Below are 21,580 nucleotides of genomic sequence, written 5' to 3'. Positions count from 1 at the left end.
GTTTGAACCCTGCAATCATCGAATAATTATCATGTTAATATAGTAAGTGTTTTTAATAACATGTTTATGAAAAATATTTCCATTGATAAGCAATTTCTGCTTACAAGTAATACATTCATTAATAGAAAGAAATTTTGGAAAGAATATCTTCAGCAAACATCTCCTGACATCCTCAGGCCCCTTTTTGGATCCGATGATAAGGGGAATGCTCAGCTGTTTAGTTTTAAGCTGGACGGCGTTGTTTATGAAAAATTAAATGCATTGTGCAGGCAAAATGAGTTGTCTGTCTATGCATATATCATCACCGCATATTGCATATTGGTTAAGAGGTATACTGGTAGTGAAAAGATGTGTATTGCAATTCCGGTATTAAAAGACTCTTTGGATATCGATGGCACAGAAATGTATGATGAACATCTGCCTCTTTTGTGTTCAATAAAAGAAGAGCAATCATTCAAAGAGGTATTGTTAGATGTCAGGAAGGGGCTGGTTGATCTGATTAATAATCAACGTTTTCCTCTAAGTGAAGTCTATGGGGAACTCCACCTTTCCTCACTGGAGAATATTGCCGACACTGTTGTTTGGTGCGGACAGCTCAATATAAAATCTGATCGTAAAACGTCTGGTTTTGTTCGCAGCATTGGCTTGACAATACACGATGATCAACTAGTGTTTGATATCACCAGTGCCAGTGAAACAGCTAGTGAAGTGGCGCAAATGTTCAGGCACCTGGTGTCTGTTATAGGGGATTGCGTTGCAGACACAAATAAGCCAATAGCAGCAATATCTCTCCTTTCCCGGCAGGAATGGGAGATGTTAACAGAATTTAGTAAAGGAGCTCAGACTGACTACGCCTCAGACCGGACCTTAATGGAACTGTTTGATAGACAGGCATCGATAAAAACATCGTCCATAGCCCTGATATATGGTGAGCAGACATTGAGTTATGAAACACTGGAAGTGCGTAGTAATCAGCTGGCCCATAAACTAATTGCAACTGGCGTCACACCTGGTGTACAGGTAGGTTTGTTATCCTACCGTGGTTTTGATATGATCATCGGGATGTTTGGTATTTTAAAAGCGGGTGGTGTATATGTGCCGTTGAATATTGATTATCCCCCTTCACGTCTTCATTATATCAGTCAGGATGCGGGTTTGTCACATCTGGTGTATACCGAAGAGGAGTTGTTGTCTTTGTCAGGACTGACAGGGATGGAGCTGATAAAAGTAGCAGACTGCGTGGACTATCCCGTTCAGCGACCGGCGATATCGCGGTCTGTAGATGAGGGCGCTTATGTGATGTACACCTCAGGTACATCCGGTCATCCGAAAGGAATTCTTGTGAGCCAGCGTAATATCTTGAAACTGGTATATGACAAAGGTCCGATCGCTATACACGGGGAAGACTGTGTCTTACAGTGGTCTAACTATGCGTTTGACGGCTCCACATATGAGATCTATAGTAGCTTGTTACATGGCGCCCGTTTATTACTGATAGCGGAACCAGCTGCTGCCGATGCAGGTGCGCTGTCTTACCTGATCCGTAAGGAAGGAGTGAGTGTGAGTTTTCTGACGACGGCGCTGTTCAATGCCTTCGTAGATTATGATGTGTCAGGTCTGGCTTTATTACGAAAAATGCTGTTTGGGGGAGAAAAGGTATCAGTGGGTCATGTGCGGTCCGCGTTGTCTGTGTTAGGGAAAGGTAAGTTACTACATGTGTATGGTCCAACCGAGACGACAGTATATGCAAGTTGTTATGAGATAGATGAAATAGATGGAGTAGATATACCGATAGGTCACCCGCTTTGTAATACGGAGATCCGTATTTTGGATGATCATGGTCGTGCTGTTCCGGTTGGCGTGCGGGGAGAGTTATACATTGGAGGTGCGGGAGTATCGTTAGGCTATATTAATAATCCTGCCTTGACATCTGTTAAGTACGTGAGGTTCCCAGATGGAGGTGTTTGGTACCGGACAGGAGATATAGGTCGCTGGCGTTCAGACGGAGAGATAGAATTCATCGGTCGAGCCGATGAACAGGTGAAGGTCCGTGGTTATCGTATTGAACCGGGTGAGATAGAGAACGTGATGCTGATCTGTGAAGGTGTGAAACAAGCAGCTGTTGTTGTCCACGAAGATATAAACGGTCAGAAGCAATTAGTTGCTTATGTGGTAGTTAAGGCAGATGTATTTGATAAGGATGGCGTATTGAGCTACCTGCGGGAGAGACTGCCTGAGTATATGGTTCCGGTAGAAATTGTAAATCTCGATAGTTTACCACTGACGCCCAATGGTAAGGTGGACCGTAAATCTCTTTCATTGTTGGATCTTAATATGCGATCGACAGATGAATATATTGCTCCTCGTAATGAGCTGGAACTAAAGCTCGTCGATATTTGGGAAGAGTTGTTAGGGATATCTGGTATAGGAATCAATAGCAATTTTTTTGAGCTTGGGGGCCATTCTTTGCTGGCTATTCAGGTTGTTTCATTGATCCGTAAGGAGTTTGGTTTTGAGTTAGGTATCCGTGAGATCTTCGATCATCCAACAATTTCTGATCTGGCAGAACGCCTGCCGGTGTTATCTGCTGTACCCTCTCTTCCTTCAATAGCTGCTGCGTCACGTAGTGAAGCTATTCCTTTGTCTTTTGCTCAGGAGCGCTTGTGGTTCATAGACCGTTTGCAGGGGAGCGGACAATATCATATGCCCTGGGTATTCCGTCTGGAAGGCGCTGTTGATATCGCATCGTTACGGCTTGCGTTCCAAACGATCGTGGCGCGTCATGAAATATTACGTACTGTTATCACAGAGAAAGACGGGACCGGTTACCAGCAGATACGTTCTGCATCTGACTGGGATGTAATCTATCAGGACTATGCAGCAATAGCAGGCGTAGAAGATGGTCTGTCATCATTTATATCTTCATGTGTTCATCAGCCTTTTGACTTGTCCGCTGATTACATGCTTCGTGTCAACCTAGTGCGGGAAGATGTTTCTTCCCATGTGTTGATTGTTGTATTACATCATATCGCTTTTGATGGATGGTCAATAGGTTTACTGGTAAAAGAACTGTCCGCCTTATATGAGAATATTTGTGCGGGCAGGGCGGTTTCTTCTGCACCAGCGGTTCTACAGTACGCCGACTATGCAATCTGGCAGCGAAATTATTTGTCAGGTGAGGCATTGGAAAGCCGTTTAAAGTATTGGTCGGAACAATTATCCGGCGTAACTGTATTGGAGCTTCCGACAGACTATAGCCGTCCTTCGCATCAAAGTATCCGTGGCGGAGCTGTAAACAAGCATATAAATAAAGGTTTTGCCTCAGATCTGGAGGTATTTTGTGTGCGGGAAGGCGTGACAATGTTTATGTTGCTGGAATCAGTATTTAAGGTATTGTTATATCGTTACAGTGGTCAGACTGATATCTGCCTGGGTACCCCGGTAGCAGGTCGTCATCACGAGGAGACGGAAGATCTGATAGGTTTTTTTGTGAACACGCTGGCATTACGGAGTGATCTCAGTGGGAATCCGTCATTTAAAACTTTTCTTCACCGGGAGAAAGAGGTGACATTAGGGGCGTATGCCCACCAGGACGTACCTTTTGAGAAGGTGGTCGAGCATCTTGACATATCGCGGGACCTCAGCCGTACGCCGTTATTCCAGGTAATGTTATCCTTACAGAATACGCCAGGACCTGCAGCTTTAAGTCTAGGTGGAGAGACAACATTGAAACCAGTCTCTACATCTCATTTGACATCACAGTTTGATCTGACCTTATATGTCAATGAAGAAGATGGTTTGCAGCTGAGTGCCGTTTATTGCAGTGATCTGTATCGTGGTGAAACGATTGAACGTTTATTATGTCACTATGTTCAGTTACTGGAATCGGTATTATTGGATCAGACCACAGGGATCGGCTCTTTGAATATGCTGAGTGAGGGAGAAAAGGCGGCGTTGTCGATTGAATTTAATGAGACATCTATCAGCTATCCATCTTCCGAAACATTATCTTCTCTTTTTTCAATACATGCATCAGTTCATTTGGAAGATATAGCGCTTGTGATGGGCGAAAATACGCTGAGTTATGGGGCTTTGGAAGTAAGGAGCAATCAGCTTGCACATTACCTGCGTAGTCAGGGTGTGGAGTCAGGAACGCTTGTGCCGATATACACAGACCGATCATTTTCGATGATCGTGGGCATACTTGGTATCCTGAAAGCAGGAGGCGCATATGTGCCGATAGACATGAGCTATCCTGAAGAACGGATTATTTATATATTAAAAGATACGGGAGCGCAGGTAGTGGTAAGTGGAGGTTTGGAAGCAGTGAACCTTGGCTCAATATTATCGGGCCTTAATATTCATATTATAGATGCAATGGGGAAGGAACTGTTGACGGAGCCGGAAAATGTTCCGGAATCATCACAGACGTCCGCAGGTCTGGCATATGTGATTTATACATCCGGTTCCACGGGTCAACCGAAAGGAGTGTGTGTGCCTCATCGCGGAGTAGTGAACCGTATCGACTGGATGCAGCGTCATTATGGATTTACCCGTTCAGAGGTGGTTCTTCAGAAGACGCCCTATATATTTGATGTATCTGTATGGGAGATCTTTATGACTTTGTGTTATGGAGGTCGTCTTGTATTGTGCAGTCGTGATGTGATATACGATCCGCAATTGCTGACGGGTGAGATCAGCCGCCATGGAGTGAGCTTTATCCATTTTGTTCCAGGTGCTTATCATGCCTACTTACAGAGTCTGAATGGCTCAGATATTTCCTTACTGGGTTCACTGAAGCATGTGTTCTGTAGTGGGGAGGCTTTGTCAGTGATGCATGTGCAGTCCCATTATAGCAAGCTATCCTGTCGTTTACATAACCTATACGGCCCGACAGAAGCATCGGTGGATGTGAGCTATTATGAGACGACTGGTGTTGAGGATGTGGTACCGATCGGACGTCCGATATCCAATATTCAGTTGTACATCTACAATGATCAAATGGCTCTTCAGCCGATTGGTGTACCAGGCGAGTTGTATATAGGAGGTGACGGTCTTGCTGCCGGTTACCTGAATAAAGCGGAATTAAGTGCTGTTAGTTTTATAGTGAAGGAGGACGTGTTGGGCGGTCGTTTATACCGAACGGGTGATCTTGCACGTATGCTGCCTGACGGGAATATTGAATTTCTTGGTCGTCGGGATGATCAGGTAAAACTTCGAGGTTATCGTATAGAGCTGGGAGAGATAGAAACCGTACTGTTATCATGCAGAGGAGTAAAAGAGGGGGCTGTGGTTATACATACGGATAGTACAGGCGATCGTCATCTGGTGGGATATGTAGTAATAGATAAAGATGATTATGTTCAGGACGATGTGTATAAAGAACTGGATCGGTATTTACCCTCCTATATGATCCCAGCGCATTTGCAGGTGCTGGACTCTTTACCTGTAACGGTAAGCGGGAAGATAGATCGTAAGCGTTTATCAGCTGCTGAAGTTGAGGTGGCGAGGCAGTCGTACGCGGCCCCACGTAATGCGATAGAGATAAAGCTTTGCGAGATCTGGTCGTCGATACTGGGAGCATCGCAGATAGGTATTGATGATAATTTTTTTGAATCAGGCGGACACTCTTTACTGGCGATTCGCCTGCGATCCAGGATTCGTGAGGAACTTGGATATGAATTGCAGATCAGGGATATTTTTGACAGTCCGACGATAAGTGGATTGTGTAGCAAATTATCGTCAGACGTAGTAAGATCGGGTGCACCTTTATTACGTGCGCAGGTTCGTCCATCACGAGTGCCATTGTCTTATTCCCAGGAGCGTTTATGGTTCATCGATCGGTTGCAGGGCAGTGAGCAGTATCATATGCCATGGGTATTCCGCCTGGAAGGCTCACTGGACGTGGCGGCACTGGCTTCTTCTTTCCGCAGCATTGTATCCCGTCATGAGGTTTTACGTAGTGTTATCCGGGAAGAAGATGGTGTCGGTTATCAGGAACTGTTACCCGCAGAATCCTGGTCGCTGGAATATCTGCGGGCGGCGGATGGTATGGCAGTAGAAGAAGTTATCTCATCCCGTGTATCAGCCCGATTTGATCTGTCCCTGGACTATATGTTACGTGTAAGCGTGTTGGAAGAAAGTGCTGAAAGTCATTTACTGATAGTGGTTCTTCATCATATAGCGTTTGATGGATGGTCGATATCTGTGTTGGTGAGGGAACTGGCCTCATTGTACCGTAGTTATAGCCATGGTGGCTCAGACGTCTTGCTTCCTTTGTCGTTACAGTATAGTGATTATGCGATCTGGCAGCGTCAGTATCTGTCAGGATCAATATTATCCTCCCGTTTATCATACTGGTCAACGCAGCTGAGTGGCTTGTCTGTGCTGGATCTTCCGACAGACCATAAGCGTCCTGCAATACCTGATATGAGAGCTGGCAGAAAATCAGCCACAATTAATAAATCACTACTGGATCGTCTACAATTGTTATGCGTGCAGGAGGGTGTAACGTTATTTATATTATTGGAAAGTGTGCTTAAGGTGTTGTTATTTCGGTACAGTGGTCAGGAAGATATTTGTATCGGCTCTCCGGTAGCTGGTCGTTATCAGGAGGAAACAGACGAGCTGATAGGTTTCTTTATCAATACAATTGTATTACGTAGCCGTTTTGAAGGACAAGACTCCTTCCATGATTTTTTATCGAAAGAAAAAGAGACAATTCTTGCTGCCTATCAACATCAGGATGCCCCATTTGAAAAAGTAGTAGAGATATTGGAGATTCCTCGTGATTTTAGTCGTAATGCGCTGTTTCAGGTAAAGCTGGCGTTACAAAATGTCGTAGGTCCGCTGTCGCTGGATCTGAAAGGAGTTGAGGTGACAGCGCAAATACCTCAGGAGGTTACTACACAGTTAGATGTTGAATTTGATGTATGGGAGTCTGAATCTGGCTTGTTCATTAATTTGATTTACCGTCTTGACCTATATAATGAAGCAACCATTGAAAGATGGTTATTGCATTTTGAACAGTTGCTTTATGCTATTTTGGCTGATGTACACACGCCTGTTGATAGATTGAATTTGCTGTCAGTGCAAGAACGATGTCAGTTATTGGAGGCGTTTAATTTCCCTGTTGAGCTAAAAGATACAAATAAAACTATTATTGATCTTTTTGAAGCGCAGGTATCCATTATCCCTGATGAAGTGGCTCTGTTGTTTGATGGACAACAAATGACTTACCGCGAGTTAAATGAACAATCTAACCGGTTGGGACACTACCTGAGATCTAAAGGAGTTAGAGAAGATACGCTGGTGCCGATATGCGTAAGCCGTTCTTTTGAAATGATTGTTGGCATAATAGGAATATTGAAAGCTGGAGGCGCTTATGTGCCGATTGATGCTACATACCCTTCTCAAAGGATCGCTTCCATGCTCAAGCATATTAATACACCTATTGCTGTAGCAGAAACCTCAACCCAAAAATTATTTAATGTAGGAGAAGGAATTGCCGATATTATTTTATTGGATGGAAACAGGGATGACATTGCAGCGATGTCTTCGGAAAAAGTGATTACATCTCTATGTCCTGAGAATTTGGCGTACGTTATTTTTACTTCAGGATCAACTGGTGTGCCTAAGGGTGTGATGATAGAGCACAAGGGCGTAGTTAATCTTGTAAATAATCAGGTAAAACCATTGGGGCTATATCCAGGTATAACTGTCTTTCAATTTGCCTCATTTGGCTATGATGCGTCGAGCCATGAAATATTCTGTACATTAACTGCTGGAGGCCGCCTGGTCCTTGCAAAAGAGGATGTGATCCTCGATACAGAAAAGTTCTGTGCTGTATTGAATCAATATCATGTAAATCTTGTAACTATCCCACCAAGTTATCTGCCTCTTATTAAAGATGCGGCAATAGACGTTGATACGATTATATCGGCGGGAGAAAGTCTGAATGCTTCACTGGTAGCAGAAATACGTAATACGGGAATACGTTTGATAAACGCCTATGGGCCAACTGAGAATACGGTATCTTCTGTGTTGTCTACGGAACCTCTTCATGGTAGTGGTTGTATTGTAATAGGAAAGCCGCTGGAAAACGTGCAGGCACATATACTCGACAGAAATAATCAGCTAGTGCCTGTTGGTGTGGTCGGTGAACTATATCTGGGAGGAAGGCAGGTAGCCCGGGGGTATTTAAACCAACCAGAACTGACAGCTACCCGGTTCATTCCGGATCTTTTCAGTACAGATGCTAATGCTTATTTATATCGTACGGGTGATCTTGCCCGTTGGTTGCCGGATGGGAATATCGAGTTTATTGGTAGACTGGATGAGCAGATAAAGATCAGGGGATACCGTGTTGAGTTGGGCGAGATAGAAACGGTCCTTTTACAAAGGCCAGAGATAGAGCAATGTATCGTTGTTGTACATGAAGACCAGAAAGGGAACAAGCAATTAATCGCCTATGTGGTAGCTACGGCTGAACTGGATAAAACAGCGGCGATGGCATATCTCAAAGAACGGTTACCAGATTTTATGGTGCCGGCTTTACTTATAGAAATAGGTGCTGTACCATTTACACCTAATGGTAAAGCAGACCGGAAAAAACTTGCATCACTGGATGTCAGAGATGCAAGCTCCGGAAATTACGTGGCGCCCCGCAATGCTGCGGAATTAAAGCTGGCTGATATCTGGCAGCGATTGCTGGAAGTTGAACAGGTAAGCATACAGGATGATTTTTTTGAGCTTGGGGGCCATTCTTTGCTGGCTATTCAGGTTGTTTCATTGATCCGTAAGGAGTTTGGTTTTGAGTTAGGTATCCGTGAGATCTTCGATCATCCAACAATTTCTGATCTGGCAGAACGCCTGCCGGTGTTGTCCGCTGTACCCTCTCTTCCTTCAATAGCTGCTGCGTCACGTAGTGAAGCTATTCCTTTGTCTTTTGCTCAGGAACGCTTGTGGTTTATAGACCGTTTGCAGGGGAGCGGACAATATCATATGCCCTGGGTATTCCGTCTGGAAGGTGCTGTTGATATCGCATCGTTACGGCTTGCGTTCCAAACGATCGTGGCGCGTCATGAAATATTACGTACTGTTATCACAGAGAAAGACGGGACCGGTTACCAGCAGATACGTTCTGCATCTGACTGGGATGTAATCTATCAGGACTATGCAGCAATAGCAGGCGTAGAAGATGGTCTGTCATCATTTATATCTTCATGTGTTCATCAGCCTTTTGACTTGTCCGCTGATTACATGCTTCGTGTCAACCTAGTGCGGGAAGATGTTTCTTCCCATGTGTTGATTGTTGTATTACATCATATCGCTTTTGATGGATGGTCAATAGGTTTACTGGTAAAAGAACTGTCCGCCTTATATGAGAATATTTGTGCGGGCAGGGCGGTTTCTTCTGCACCAGCGGTTCTACAGTATGCCGACTATGCAATCTGGCAGCGAAATTATTTGTCAGGTGAGGCATTGGAAAGCCGTTTAAAGTATTGGTCGGAACAATTATCCGGCGTAACTGTATTGGAGCTTCCGACAGACTATAGCCGTCCTTCGCATCAAAGTATCCGTGGCGGAGCTGTAAACAAGCATATAAATAAAGGTTTTGCCTCAGATCTGGAGGCATTTTGTGTGCGGGAAGGGGTGACGATGTTTATGTTGCTGGAGTCAGTATTTAAGGTATTGTTATATCGTTACAGTGGCCAGACTGATATCTGCCTGGGTACCCCGGTAGCAGGTCGTCATCACCAGGAGACGGAAGATCTGATAGGTTTTTTTGTGAACACGCTGGCATTACGGAGTGATCTCAGTGGGAATCCTTCATTTAAAACTTTTCTTCACCGGGAGAAAGAGGTAACATTAGGGGCGTATGCCCATCAGGACGTACCTTTTGAGAAGGTGGTCGAGCATCTTGACATATCGCGGGACCTCAGCCGTACGCCGTTATTCCAGGTAATGTTATCCTTACAGAATACGCCAGGACCTGCAGCTTTAAGTCTAGGTGAGACAACATTGAAACTAGTCTCTACATCTCATTTGACATCACAGTTTGATCTGACCTTATATATCAATGAAGAAGATGGTTTGCAGCTGAGTGCCGTTTATTGCAGTGATCTGTATCGTGGAGAAACGATTGAACGTTTATTATGTCACTATGTTCAGTTACTGGAATCGGTATTATTGGATCAGACCACAGGGATCGGCTCTTTGAATATGCTGAGTGAGGGCGAAAAGGCGGCGTTGTCGATTGGATTTAATGAGACATCTATCAGCTATCCATCTTCTGAAACATTATCTTCTCTTTTTTCAATACATGCATCAGTTCATTTGGAAGATATAGCGCTTGTGATGGGCGAAAATACGCTGAGTTATGGGGCTTTGGAAGTAAGGAGCAATCAGCTTGCACATTACCTGCGTAGTCAGGGTGTGGAGTCAGGAACGCTTGTGCCGATATACACAGACCGTTCATTTTCGATGATCGTGGGCATACTTGGTATCCTGAAAGCAGGAGGCGCATATGTGCCGATAGACATGAGCTATCCTGAAGAACGGATTATTTATATATTAAAAGATACGGGAGCGCAGGTAGTGGTAAGTGGAGGTTTGGAAGCAGTGAACCTTGGCTCAATATTATCGGGCCTTAATATTCATATTATAGATGCAATGGGGAAGGAACTGTTGACGGAGCCGGAAAATGTTCCGGAATCATCACAGACGTCCGCAGGTCTGGCATATGTGATTTATACATCCGGTTCCACGGGTCAACCGAAAGGAGTGTGTGTGCCTCATCGCGGAGTAGTGAACCGTATCGACTGGATGCAGCGTCATTATGGATTTACCCGTTCAGAGGTGGTTCTTCAGAAGACGCCCTATATATTTGATGTATCTGTATGGGAGATCTTTATGACTTTGTGTTATGGAGGTCGTCTTGTATTGTGCAGTCGTGATGTGATATACGATCCGCAATTGCTGACGGGTGAGATCAGCCGCCATGGAGTGAGCTTTATCCATTTTGTTCCAGGTGCTTATCATGCCTACTTACAGAGTCTGAATGGCTCAGATATTTCCTTACTGGGTTCACTGAAGCATGTGTTCTGTAGTGGGGAGGCTTTGTCAGTGATGCATGTGCAGTCCCATTATAGCAAGCTATCCTGTCGTTTACATAACCTATACGGCCCGACAGAAGCATCGGTGGATGTGAGCTATTATGAGACGACTGGTGTTGAGGATGTGGTACCGATCGGACGTCCGATATCCAATATTCAGTTGTACATCTACAATGATCAAATGGCTCTTCAGCCGATTGGTGTACCAGGCGAGTTGTATATAGGAGGTGACGGTCTTGCTGCCGGTTACCTGAATAAAGCGGAATTAAGTGCTGTTAGTTTTATAGTGAAGGAGGACGTGTTGGGCGGTCGTTTATACCGAACGGGCGATCTTGCACGTATGCTGCCTGACGGGAATATTGAATTTCTTGGTCGTCGCGATGATCAGGTAAAACTTCGAGGTTATCGTATAGAGCTGGGAGAGATAGAAACCGTACTGTTATCATGCAGAGGAGTAAAAGAGGGGGCCGTGGTCATACATACGGATAGTACAGGCGATCGTCATCTGGTGGGATATGTAGTAATAGATAAAGATGATTATGTTCAGGACGATGTGTATAAAGAACTGGATCGGTATTTACCCTCCTATATGATCCCAGCGCATTTGCAGGTGCTGGACTCTTTACCTGTAACGGTAAGCGGGAAGATAGATCGTAAGCGTTTATCAGCTGCTGAAGTTGAGGTGGCGAGGCAGTCGTACGCGGCCCCACGTAATGCGATAGAGATAAAGCTTTGCGAGATCTGGTCGTCGATACTGGGAGCATCGCAGATAGGTATTGATGATAATTTTTTTGAATCAGGCGGACACTCTTTACTGGCGATTCGCCTGCGATCCAGGATTCGTGAGGAACTTGGATATGAATTGCAGATCAGGGATATTTTTGACAGTCCGACGATAAGTGGATTGTGTAGCAAATTATCGTCAGACGTAGTAAGATCGGGTACACCTTTATTACGTGCGCAGGTTCGTCCATCACGAGTGCCATTGTCTTATTCCCAGGAGCGTTTATGGTTCATCGATCGGTTGCAGGGCAGTGAGCAGTATCATATGCCATGGGTATTCCGCCTGGAAGGCTCACTGGACGTGGCGGCACTGGCTTCTTCTTTCCGCAGCATTGTATCCCGTCATGAGGTTTTACGTAGTGTTATCCGGGAAGAAGATGGTGTCGGTTATCAGGAACTGTTACCCGCAGAATCCTGGTCGCTGGAATATCTGCGGGCGGCGGATGGTATGGCAGTAGAAGAAGTTATCTCATCCCGTGTATCAGCCCGATTTGATCTGTCCCTGGACTATATGTTACGTGTAAGCGTGTTGGAAGAAAGTGCTGAAAGTCATTTACTGATAGTGGTTCTTCATCATATAGCGTTTGATGGATGGTCGATATCTGTGTTGGTGAGGGAACTGGTCTCATTGTACCGTAGTTATAGCCATGGTGGCTCAGACGTCTTGCTTCCTTTGTCGTTACAGTATAGTGATTATGCGATCTGGCAGCGTCAGTATCTGTCAGGATCAATATTATCCTCCCGTTTATCATACTGGTCAACGCAGCTGAGTGGCTTGTCTGTGCTGGATCTTCCGACAGACCATCCGCGTTCGTCAGTACCTGGTATCCGTGGCGGACAGGTCTCGGGCATAATCAATCAGGAGCTTACCTCAAGATTGGAAGCCTTGTGTATAGAGGAAGGTGTGACATTGTTTATGTTGTTGGAAAGCGTTTTTAAAGCCTTGTTACATCGTTACAGTGGTCAGGAAGATATCTGTATAGGAACCCCAGTAGCTGGTCGTTATCAGGAGGAAACAGAGAATCTGATAGGTTCATTTATCAATACGTTGGCATTACGTAGCCGTATATCGGGAGAATTATCGTTCCGTAGTTTTTTAAGGGAAGAGAAAGAGCAGATACTATCCGCCTATGAACATCAGGATGTTCCGTTTGAGAAGGTGGTAGAAGCTGTCGGAGTGGTAAGGGATCAGTATCGTAATCCTCTTTTCCAGGTATTATTCACGCTACAGGATCTTCCGGCATCAGGTCCGCTTGACCTGGGAGCGGTATCGTTGAGCAGTATTCCATCAGGGAATATTACCTCGCAGTTTGATATTATCCTGAATGTAACCCGTGGTGTTGAAGGGATCTATCTGAATGTGACTTACAGCAGTGACCTTTATGAGGAGGGAACAATGGAGCGTTTTGTAGGGCATTATGAAGAATTATTGTCTTCCGTATCCTCAGATTTGAGCTTGTCGATAAACAAGTTAAATCTTCTGAAAACAGAAGAACAGACCAGGGTGCTTTCTTACAGCCATGGAGCAGCGGTGGAGTCTTCAGGAGAAGAACATCTGTTGTCGCTGTTCATGCGGCAGGTGCAGGCGCAAAGTGATTCAGTGGCGCTTGTTTGCGGGGAAAGAGAACTGAGTTATGGAGAACTGGATGCGCAGTCAGATAAAGTAATGGCTTATCTGCATAAAGCGGGAGTTATTGCCGGAGAACTGGTTCCCGTTGTTGGAGACCGATCTTTGGAGATGGTAATAGGTATGCTGGGAGTGTTGAAGGCGGGTTGTGCCTATGTTCCTGTAGACAGCAGCTATCCTGCACAGCGGATCATGTATATGTTATCAGATACGGGTAGCCGTGTTGTATTGAGTGACGGCTCCTTATCATCGGGGGTATTGTCCGGAGCTGATGGCTCCTCGCTTGTATCACTGGAATGGATAATAGCCGGAGAAGCAATATCATTATCTGAGCGGCGGTCTGTAGTTCCTTCCGATGAATCGATCGCGTATGTAATATATACATCAGGCTCAACCGGTGTGCCGAAAGGCGTTCAGATCAGCCATGGCAATCTGCTGAATTATATCCGATACGGCATGCGTGAGTATGTGGGAACCGGAGGTGTAGGTTCTGGCAGCTATGTGCACCTGTCGTTTAGCTTTGATGCATCTGTGACAGGTTTGTTTGTACCGCTGCTAAGCGGACGTCTTGTCGTACTAAGCCGCGGTAGTCATGAGGTATTTGAGGACGTTTATCTGCGTCGTTATGCGCCATATGATTTTATCAAACTAACACCATCTCACCTGAGTCTTTTGGGTCATTCCCTGGGCTCAGATCTGTTGCCTGGAGATGTGACAGGTCGTTTGATCATAGGAGGAGAGGAATTGCATCGTCATCATTTGTCAGGGTTGGCATCTGATAGTCGGGTAGAATTGATCAATGAATATGGCCCAACGGAAACGACGGTAGGGGTGAGTGTGTATAGGTGTCATATGGGTGCTGAATATCAGGAAGGTAGTCATGGCATATCGATAGGTCGTCCAATAGATAATGTGTCGCTGTATATCCTGGATGGTAGCGGTTGTCTGAGTGGTATAGGCATCCCCGGAGAGTTATACATAGGCGGGCTTCAGGTAGGAGCGGGATATCTGAACAAGGGCGAGGAAACGGCGGCTCGTTTTTTACGGGGTGGTATTCCGGCGTCAGGCGAAGCTGTTTTATACCGTACGGGTGATGTAGCGCGTTGGCTACCCGATGGGACAATAGAATTTTTGGGTCGTAAGGATGAACAGGTGAAACTACGAGGTTACCGTATCGAGTTAGGGGAGATAGAAAATGTGTTGAATAGTGCCCCTGGTGTATCAGAGAGTGTAGTGTTGTTACGGAAGCTGCAGTCAGGAGAGCCTCAACTGAGTGCTTATATCGTGAGTAATAGTTCTTTTGACCGGGAAGCGTTGTTATTGTACCTGAGAGATCTTCTACCGGAATATATGATACCACATCATTTGAATGAAGTATCAGAAATCCCTCTGACGGCACATGGGAAGGTAGATCGTGAACGTTTGTTGTCAGCATCAGCAGAAATAACAGAAAGCCGTAGCTATGTTGCGCCAGAGACCGCAATAGAAATCAACCTGGCAGCCATCTGGTCTGAATTACTGGAAGTAGAGCAGGTAGGTATCTATGACGACTTCTTTGACCTTGGTGGTCATTCTCTGATGGCGATCAGAGTCATTGCAGCAGTGAGAAAAGAATTAGGAATAGAACTGAGTATAAAGGATTTGTTTGATACTCCGACTATTGCAGGGCTAACCGGGCAAATTGCAGTTCGTTCATCTCAATCTGTTTTGTCTGAAATTATCCCTCAACCTGAGGTTACGTTTATTCCGTTGTCCTTTGCACAAGAGCGTTTATGGCTAATTCATCAACTTGAGGGAAGCACGCATTATCATGTGCCTTTATTGTTGAAATTGGAAGGGACGGTAAATCAAGGGGCCATACATAGTGCATTGCAGACAATATTGCAACGTCATGAAGCATTACGGTCGGTGATAAATGTCAATGAGGATGGTGAGCTATATCAGCTTATAAAACCTGTTGATGAATGGCAGTTGCGCTATACAGTAATAGAAGAGGAAGTCCGTATTGGCGAATTTATTCAGGCGTTCGTATCTCAGCCGTTTGACCTGTCAAAAGATTATTTACTAAGAGCTGCATTGGTGAATAAAAATGGCGGGGTTTATGTCCTGGCTGTGGTTATTCATCATATAGCATCAGATGGATGGTCAATGTCGGTTTTAGCGGATGAGTTTTCAAAGCTCTATCAGGCGGGGGCGCGTCAACAACAGGCTGTTCTACCGGTTTTACCTGTGCAATACAAGGATTACGCAGTATGGCAACGGAATAATCTGGGAGCAGAAGTATTGTCTGGTGACCTTGCATATTGGGAAAAACAACTGAAAGATGTACCACCACTTGAATTACCACTTGATTACAGCAGACCAGCTGTTCAGAGCAAGAAAGGTAAGACCTGCTATCTGAATATTGATAAAAAGCTGGCAGATCATCTATATGTCGTCGCTAATGAGGAAGGAGTGACTATTTTTATGTTATTGTTATCTGCTTTCAATATTTTATTGGCCAGATATAGTAATCAATCTGATATCTGTGTGGGAACACCGGTAGCGGGAAGGAAATATGCAGAACTGGAAGGACTGGTCGGCTTATTTGTTAATACAGTTGTACTTCGTAGTAATGTTAATGAAGAAAAGTCGATAAAGGAATTTATTCAACAAATCAGGTATACAACGCTTGAAGCATATAGTCATCAGGATGCTCCTTTGGAGCGGGTCATAGAAACCCTGGCCGTGCCAAGGGATTTCAGCCGGCATCCATTGTTTCAGATTTTGTTCGTGTTGCAGAACGTACCTGCTGTCCAGGAATTGCAGCTGGATGCGTTGCAGGTGACGCCATATTATCTTGAAAATGCAACAACTAAGTTTGATATGACCTTTACGGCGATTCCGTCAGCTAATGGGATCGATATCGCGATAGAATATTGCATAGACCTGTTTGAAGAAAAGAGCATAGAAAGAATGGGTGTCCAGTTTAGGAAAATACTGGAAGGGATAGCAATAAACCGTATGCGGAAAATAGGAGAGTTGCCGATTTTAAGTGATGATGAGCACACGCTTGTTTTGCATACATTCAATGACACCTGCGTGGATCTTCCTCAGGATAAAACAGTGATTGATCTTTTTGAAGAACAGGTATTGGTTTCGCCACATAAGGTTGCGATAAGTTTCGGCACCACCCAACTAACTTATGAGGTGCTGAATGAAAAAGCCACACGTTTGTCTGTATACCTTCGGAAAAGAGGTGTAAAGGAAACAGATAGGATTGCGATCTGTATAGACAGATCAGTGGATATGATCGTTTCAGTATTGGCGATCATGAAGTCAGGCTGCCCTTATGTGCCAATAGATCCCGCTTATCCAAAGGAAAGGATCACCTATATGCTACAGGATATTGATGCAAGAATGCTTATCAGCAACACATCCCTGAAGGATATGCTGGGATCTTATGTAGGCAATGTCATTTTTATAGATGAGGAGATTACAGAAGCCGATAAAGAGCGTGTTGATAAAATTGAACGCCTTTCAGGGCAGGACCGTCTAACATATATTATTTATACCTCAGGATCTACAGGGAAGCCCAAGGGTATTGAAATGCCTGATAAAGCATTGTTTAATCTTTTGCTTTGGCAGCAGACACAACTGAAGAATAAATGTGACCGAAGGATACTACAGTTTGCAAGTATTTGTTTTGATGCCAGCTTCCAGGAAATTTTCATGAGCATTTGTTTCGGAGGAACAATATTCCTTATAGAAGAAGAGCGACGTAAGGATATGAGGGAATTGCTAAAGGTTATCAATGAAGAAAAAATTACTCATTTATTTATTCCTTATGTCGTATTAAAAAGCCTTTCAGAAGCTGCCGTGGTCCAGAAGGATTATCCTGTCAGCCTGGAGGAAATATTTACAGCAGGTGAACAGCTTAAGTTAACGGAAGATATTCGTCTGTTGTCTCTATATACAGGAATGAAGCTTTTAAACTATTACGGGCCGTCGGAAACTCACGTAGTGACTGCGTATGAAGTTATAGATACAGATTACATGGACAGGCCGCTACCTCCTATAGGTAAACCAATAGGCAACACCCGGGCATATATTCTAAATAGGAACAAACAATTATGCGGTATCGGAATGATAGGTGAATTATACCTTGGAGGTATACAGGTAGCAAGGGGTTATCTGAATAAGCCAGCACTTAGTGCTGAGCGATTTATACCTGATCCTTTCTATCAGTCGTCGGATAATAACATGTATAAAACCGGCGATATATGCCGGTGGCTTCCTGACGGTAATATTGAATTTCTCGGAAGAGGGGATGACCAGATTAAGATAAGAGGGTTCCGTGTTGAATTAGGTGAAATAGAAAGTGTATTGCTGAGTGCTCCAGGAGTACAACAAAGTACTGTTCTTGTTAGGGAGGATAAAGCAGGTAGCAAAAGGATAATTGGATATGTCGTGGCGAATCAATCTTATGAAAGGATCAACGTAATGCAGCATTTAAGATCCCAGTTGCCTGATTATATGGTGCCATTTATGTTGATTAAGATTGATGCCATGCCATTAACTAATAATGGCAAAGTCAATAAGAAGGAATTGCCTGCACCTGATTTTTCAGATACAATGGATATACTGTACGTCTCACCCCGTAGCCAGGCCGAGTATGAAATGCTTCAGATCTGGGAGGCTGCATTGGGCGTAGATAAGATAAGCATTCATAGCAATTTTTTCGAGCTCGGTGGCTACTCCTTTCTGGCTATGCGCATTGCCTTGTTGATCAGTAAACACTTTGGAAAGCAGATCGGTATCAGGGATGTTTTTATGCATCCCACTATTGCCGAACTGGTTAGGCTGGTTGATTCGGAGCGCGACCATGCTGGAGATATTGTTCCGATTGGCAGTCTGCCTCGCCCATCGCGGATACCATTGTCTTATTCCCAGGAGCGTTTATGGTTTATCGATCGGTTACAGGGTAGTGAGCAGTATCATATGCCATGGGTATTCCGCCTGGAAGGATCACTGGACGTGGCGGCACTGGCTTCTTCTTTCCGCAGCATTGTATCCCGTCATGAGGTTTTACGTAGCGTTATCCGGGAGGAAGATGGTGTTGGTTATCAGGAACTGTTACCTGCAGAATCTTGGTCGCTGGAATATCTGCGGGCAGCGGATGGTATGGCAGTAGAAGAAGTTATCTCATCCCGTGCATCAGCCCGATTTGATCTGTCCCTGGACTATATGTTACGTGTAAGCGTGTTGGAAGAAAGTGCTGAAAGTCATTTACTGATAGTGGTTCTTCATCATATAGCGTTTGATGGATGGTCGATATCTGTGTTGGTGAGGGAACTGGTCTCATTGTACCGTAGTTATAGCCATGGCGGCTCAGACGTCTTGCTTCCTTTGTCGTTACAGTATGGTGATTATGCGATCTGGCAGCGTCAGTATCTGTCAGGATCAATATTATCCTCCCGTTTATCATACTGGTCAACGCAGCTGAGTGGCTTGTCTGTGCTGGATCTTCCGACAGACCATCCGCGTTCGTCAGTACCTGGTATCCGTGGCGGACAGGTCTCGGGCATAATCAATCAGGAGCTTACCTCAAGATTGGAAGCCTTGTGTATAGAGGAAGGTGTGACATTGTTTATGTTGTTGGAAAGCGTTTTTAAAGCCTTGTTACATCGTTACAGTGGTCAGGAAGATATCTGTATAGGGACCCCGGTAGCTGGTCGTTATCAGGAGGAAACAGAGAATCTGATAGGTTCATTTATCAATACGTTGGCATTACGTAGCCGTATATCGGGAGAATTATCGTTCCGTAGTTTTTTAAGGGAAGAGAAAGAGCAGATACTATCCGCCTATGAACATCAGGATGTTCCGTTTGAGAAGGTGGTAGAAGCTGTCGGAGTGGTAAGGGATCAGTATCGTAATCCTCTTTTCCAGGTATTATTCACGCTACAGGATCTTCCGGCATCAGGTCCGCTTGACCTGGGAGCGGTATCGTTGAGCAGTATTCCATCAGGGAATATTACCTCGCAGTTTGATATTATCCTGAATGTAACCCGTGGTGTTGAAGGGATCTATCTGAATGTGACTTACAGCAGTGACCTTTATGAGGAGGGAACAATGGAGCGTTTTGTAGGGCATTATGAAGAATTATTGTCTTCCGTATCCTCAGATTTGAGCTTGTCGATAAACAAGTTAAATCTTCTGAAAACAGAAGAACAGACCAGGGTGCTTTCTTACAGCCATGGAGCAGCGGTGGAGTCTTCAGGAGAAGAACATCTGTTGTCACTGTTCATGCGGCAGGTGGAGGCGCAAAGTGATTCAGTGGCGCTTGTTTGCGGGGAAAGAGAACTGAGTTATGGAGAACTGGATGCGCAGTCAGATAAAGTAATGGCTTATCTGCATAAAGCGGGAGTTATTGCCGGAGAACTGGTTCCCGTTGTTGGGGACCGATCTATGGAGATGGTAATAGGTATGCTGGGAGTGTTGAAGGCGGGTTGTGCCTATGTTCCTGTAGACAGCAGCTATCCTGCACAGCGGATCATGTATATGTTATCAGATACGGGTAGCCGTGTTGTATTGAGTGACGGCTCCTTATCATCGGGTGTATTGTCCGGAGCCGAGGTATCCTCGCTTGTATCACTGGAATGGATAATAGCCGGAGAAGCAATATCATCATCTGAGCGGCGGTCTGTAGTTCCTTCCGATGAATCGATCGCGTATGTAATATATACATCAGGCTCAACCGGCGTGCCCAAAGGCGTTCAGATCAGCCATGGCAATCTGCTGAATTATATCCGATACGGCATACGTGAGTATGTGGGAACCGGAGGTGTAGGTTCTGGCAGCTATGTGCACCTGTCGTTTAGCTTTGATGCATCTGTGACAGGTTTGTTTGTACCGCTGCTAAGCGGACGTCTTGTAGTACTAAGCCGCGGAAGTGGTCATGAAGTATTTGAGGACGTTTATCTGCGTCGTTATGCGCCATATGATTTTATCAAACTAACACCATCTCACCTGAGTCTTTTGGGTCATTCCCTGGGCTCAGATCTGTTGCCTGGAGATGTGACAGGTCGTTTGATCATAGGAGGAGAGGAATTACATCGTCATCATTTGTCAGGGTTGGCATCTGATAGTCGGGTAGAATTGATCAATGAATATGGCCCAACGGAAACGACGGTAGGGGTGAGTGTGTATAGGTGTCATATGGGTGCTGAATATCAGGAAGGTAGTCATGGCATATCGATAGGTCGTCCAATAGATAATGTGTCGCTGTATATCCTTGATGGTAGCGGTTGTCTGAGTGGTATAGGCATCCCCGGAGAGTTATACATAGGCGGGCTTCAGGTAGGAGCGGGATATCTGAACAAGGGCGAGGAAACGGCGGCTCGTTTTTTACGGGGTGGTATTCCGGCGTCAGGCGAAGCTGTTTTATACCGTACGGGTGATGTAGCGCGTTGGCTACCCGATGGGACAATAGAATTTTTAGGTCGTAAGGATGAACAGGTGAAACTACGAGGTTACCGTATCGAGTTAGGGGAGATAGAAAATGTGTTGAATGGTGCTCCTGGTGTATCAGAGAGTGTAGTGTTGTTACGGAAACTGCAGTCAGGAGAGCCTCACCTGAGTGCTTATATCGTGAGTAATAGTTCTTTTGACCGGGAAGCGTTGTTATTGTACCTGAGAGATCTTCTACCGGAATATATGATACCACATCATTTGAATGAAGTATCAGAAATCCCTCTGACGGCACATGGGAAGGTAGATCGTGAACGTTTGTTGTCAGCGTCGGCAGAAGTAACAGAAAGCCGTAAATATGTTGCGCCAGAGACCGCAATAGAAATCAACCTGGCAGCCATCTGGTCTGAATTACTGGAAGTAGAGCAGGTAGGTATCTATGACGACTTCTTTGACCTTGGTGGTCATTCCCTGATGGCGATCAGAGTCATTGCTTCTATCAGAAAAGATTATTCCCTGGAGTTACCCATACATGTATTATTCGAACTCAAGAATATTAGCGATTTAAGTAAATATATAACCCTGGAGTTACAGTAGTATCCCC

Annotated in this window: 1 protein-coding gene; it reads left to right on the top strand. The window is 44.9% G+C overall.

Features of this window, described 5'->3' with window-relative positions; genetic code table 11:
- The first annotated feature begins 66 nt into the window (after window positions 1-66).
- On the top strand, window positions 67-21,573 hold the full coding sequence (locus CPIN_RS25720; RefSeq protein ID WP_012792789.1) for a non-ribosomal peptide synthetase: 21,507 nt from the start codon (window positions 67-69) through the stop codon (window positions 21,571-21,573).
- The last annotated feature ends 7 nt before the right edge of the window (window positions 21,574-21,580 follow it).

The organism is Chitinophaga pinensis DSM 2588, from assembly GCF_000024005.1.
Classification (GTDB): Bacteria; Bacteroidota; Bacteroidia; order Chitinophagales; family Chitinophagaceae; genus Chitinophaga; species Chitinophaga pinensis.
Note: the sequence above shows the minus strand (reverse complement) of the source record. Positions and strands in the feature narration are given on the sequence as shown.

Bases quoted from the DNA above. Each gene is read 5' to 3' on its own strand.
- CPIN_RS25720 (WP_012792789.1), top strand. From the start codon at position 67: ATGAAAAATATTTCCATTGATAAGCAATTTCTGCTTACAAGTAATACA.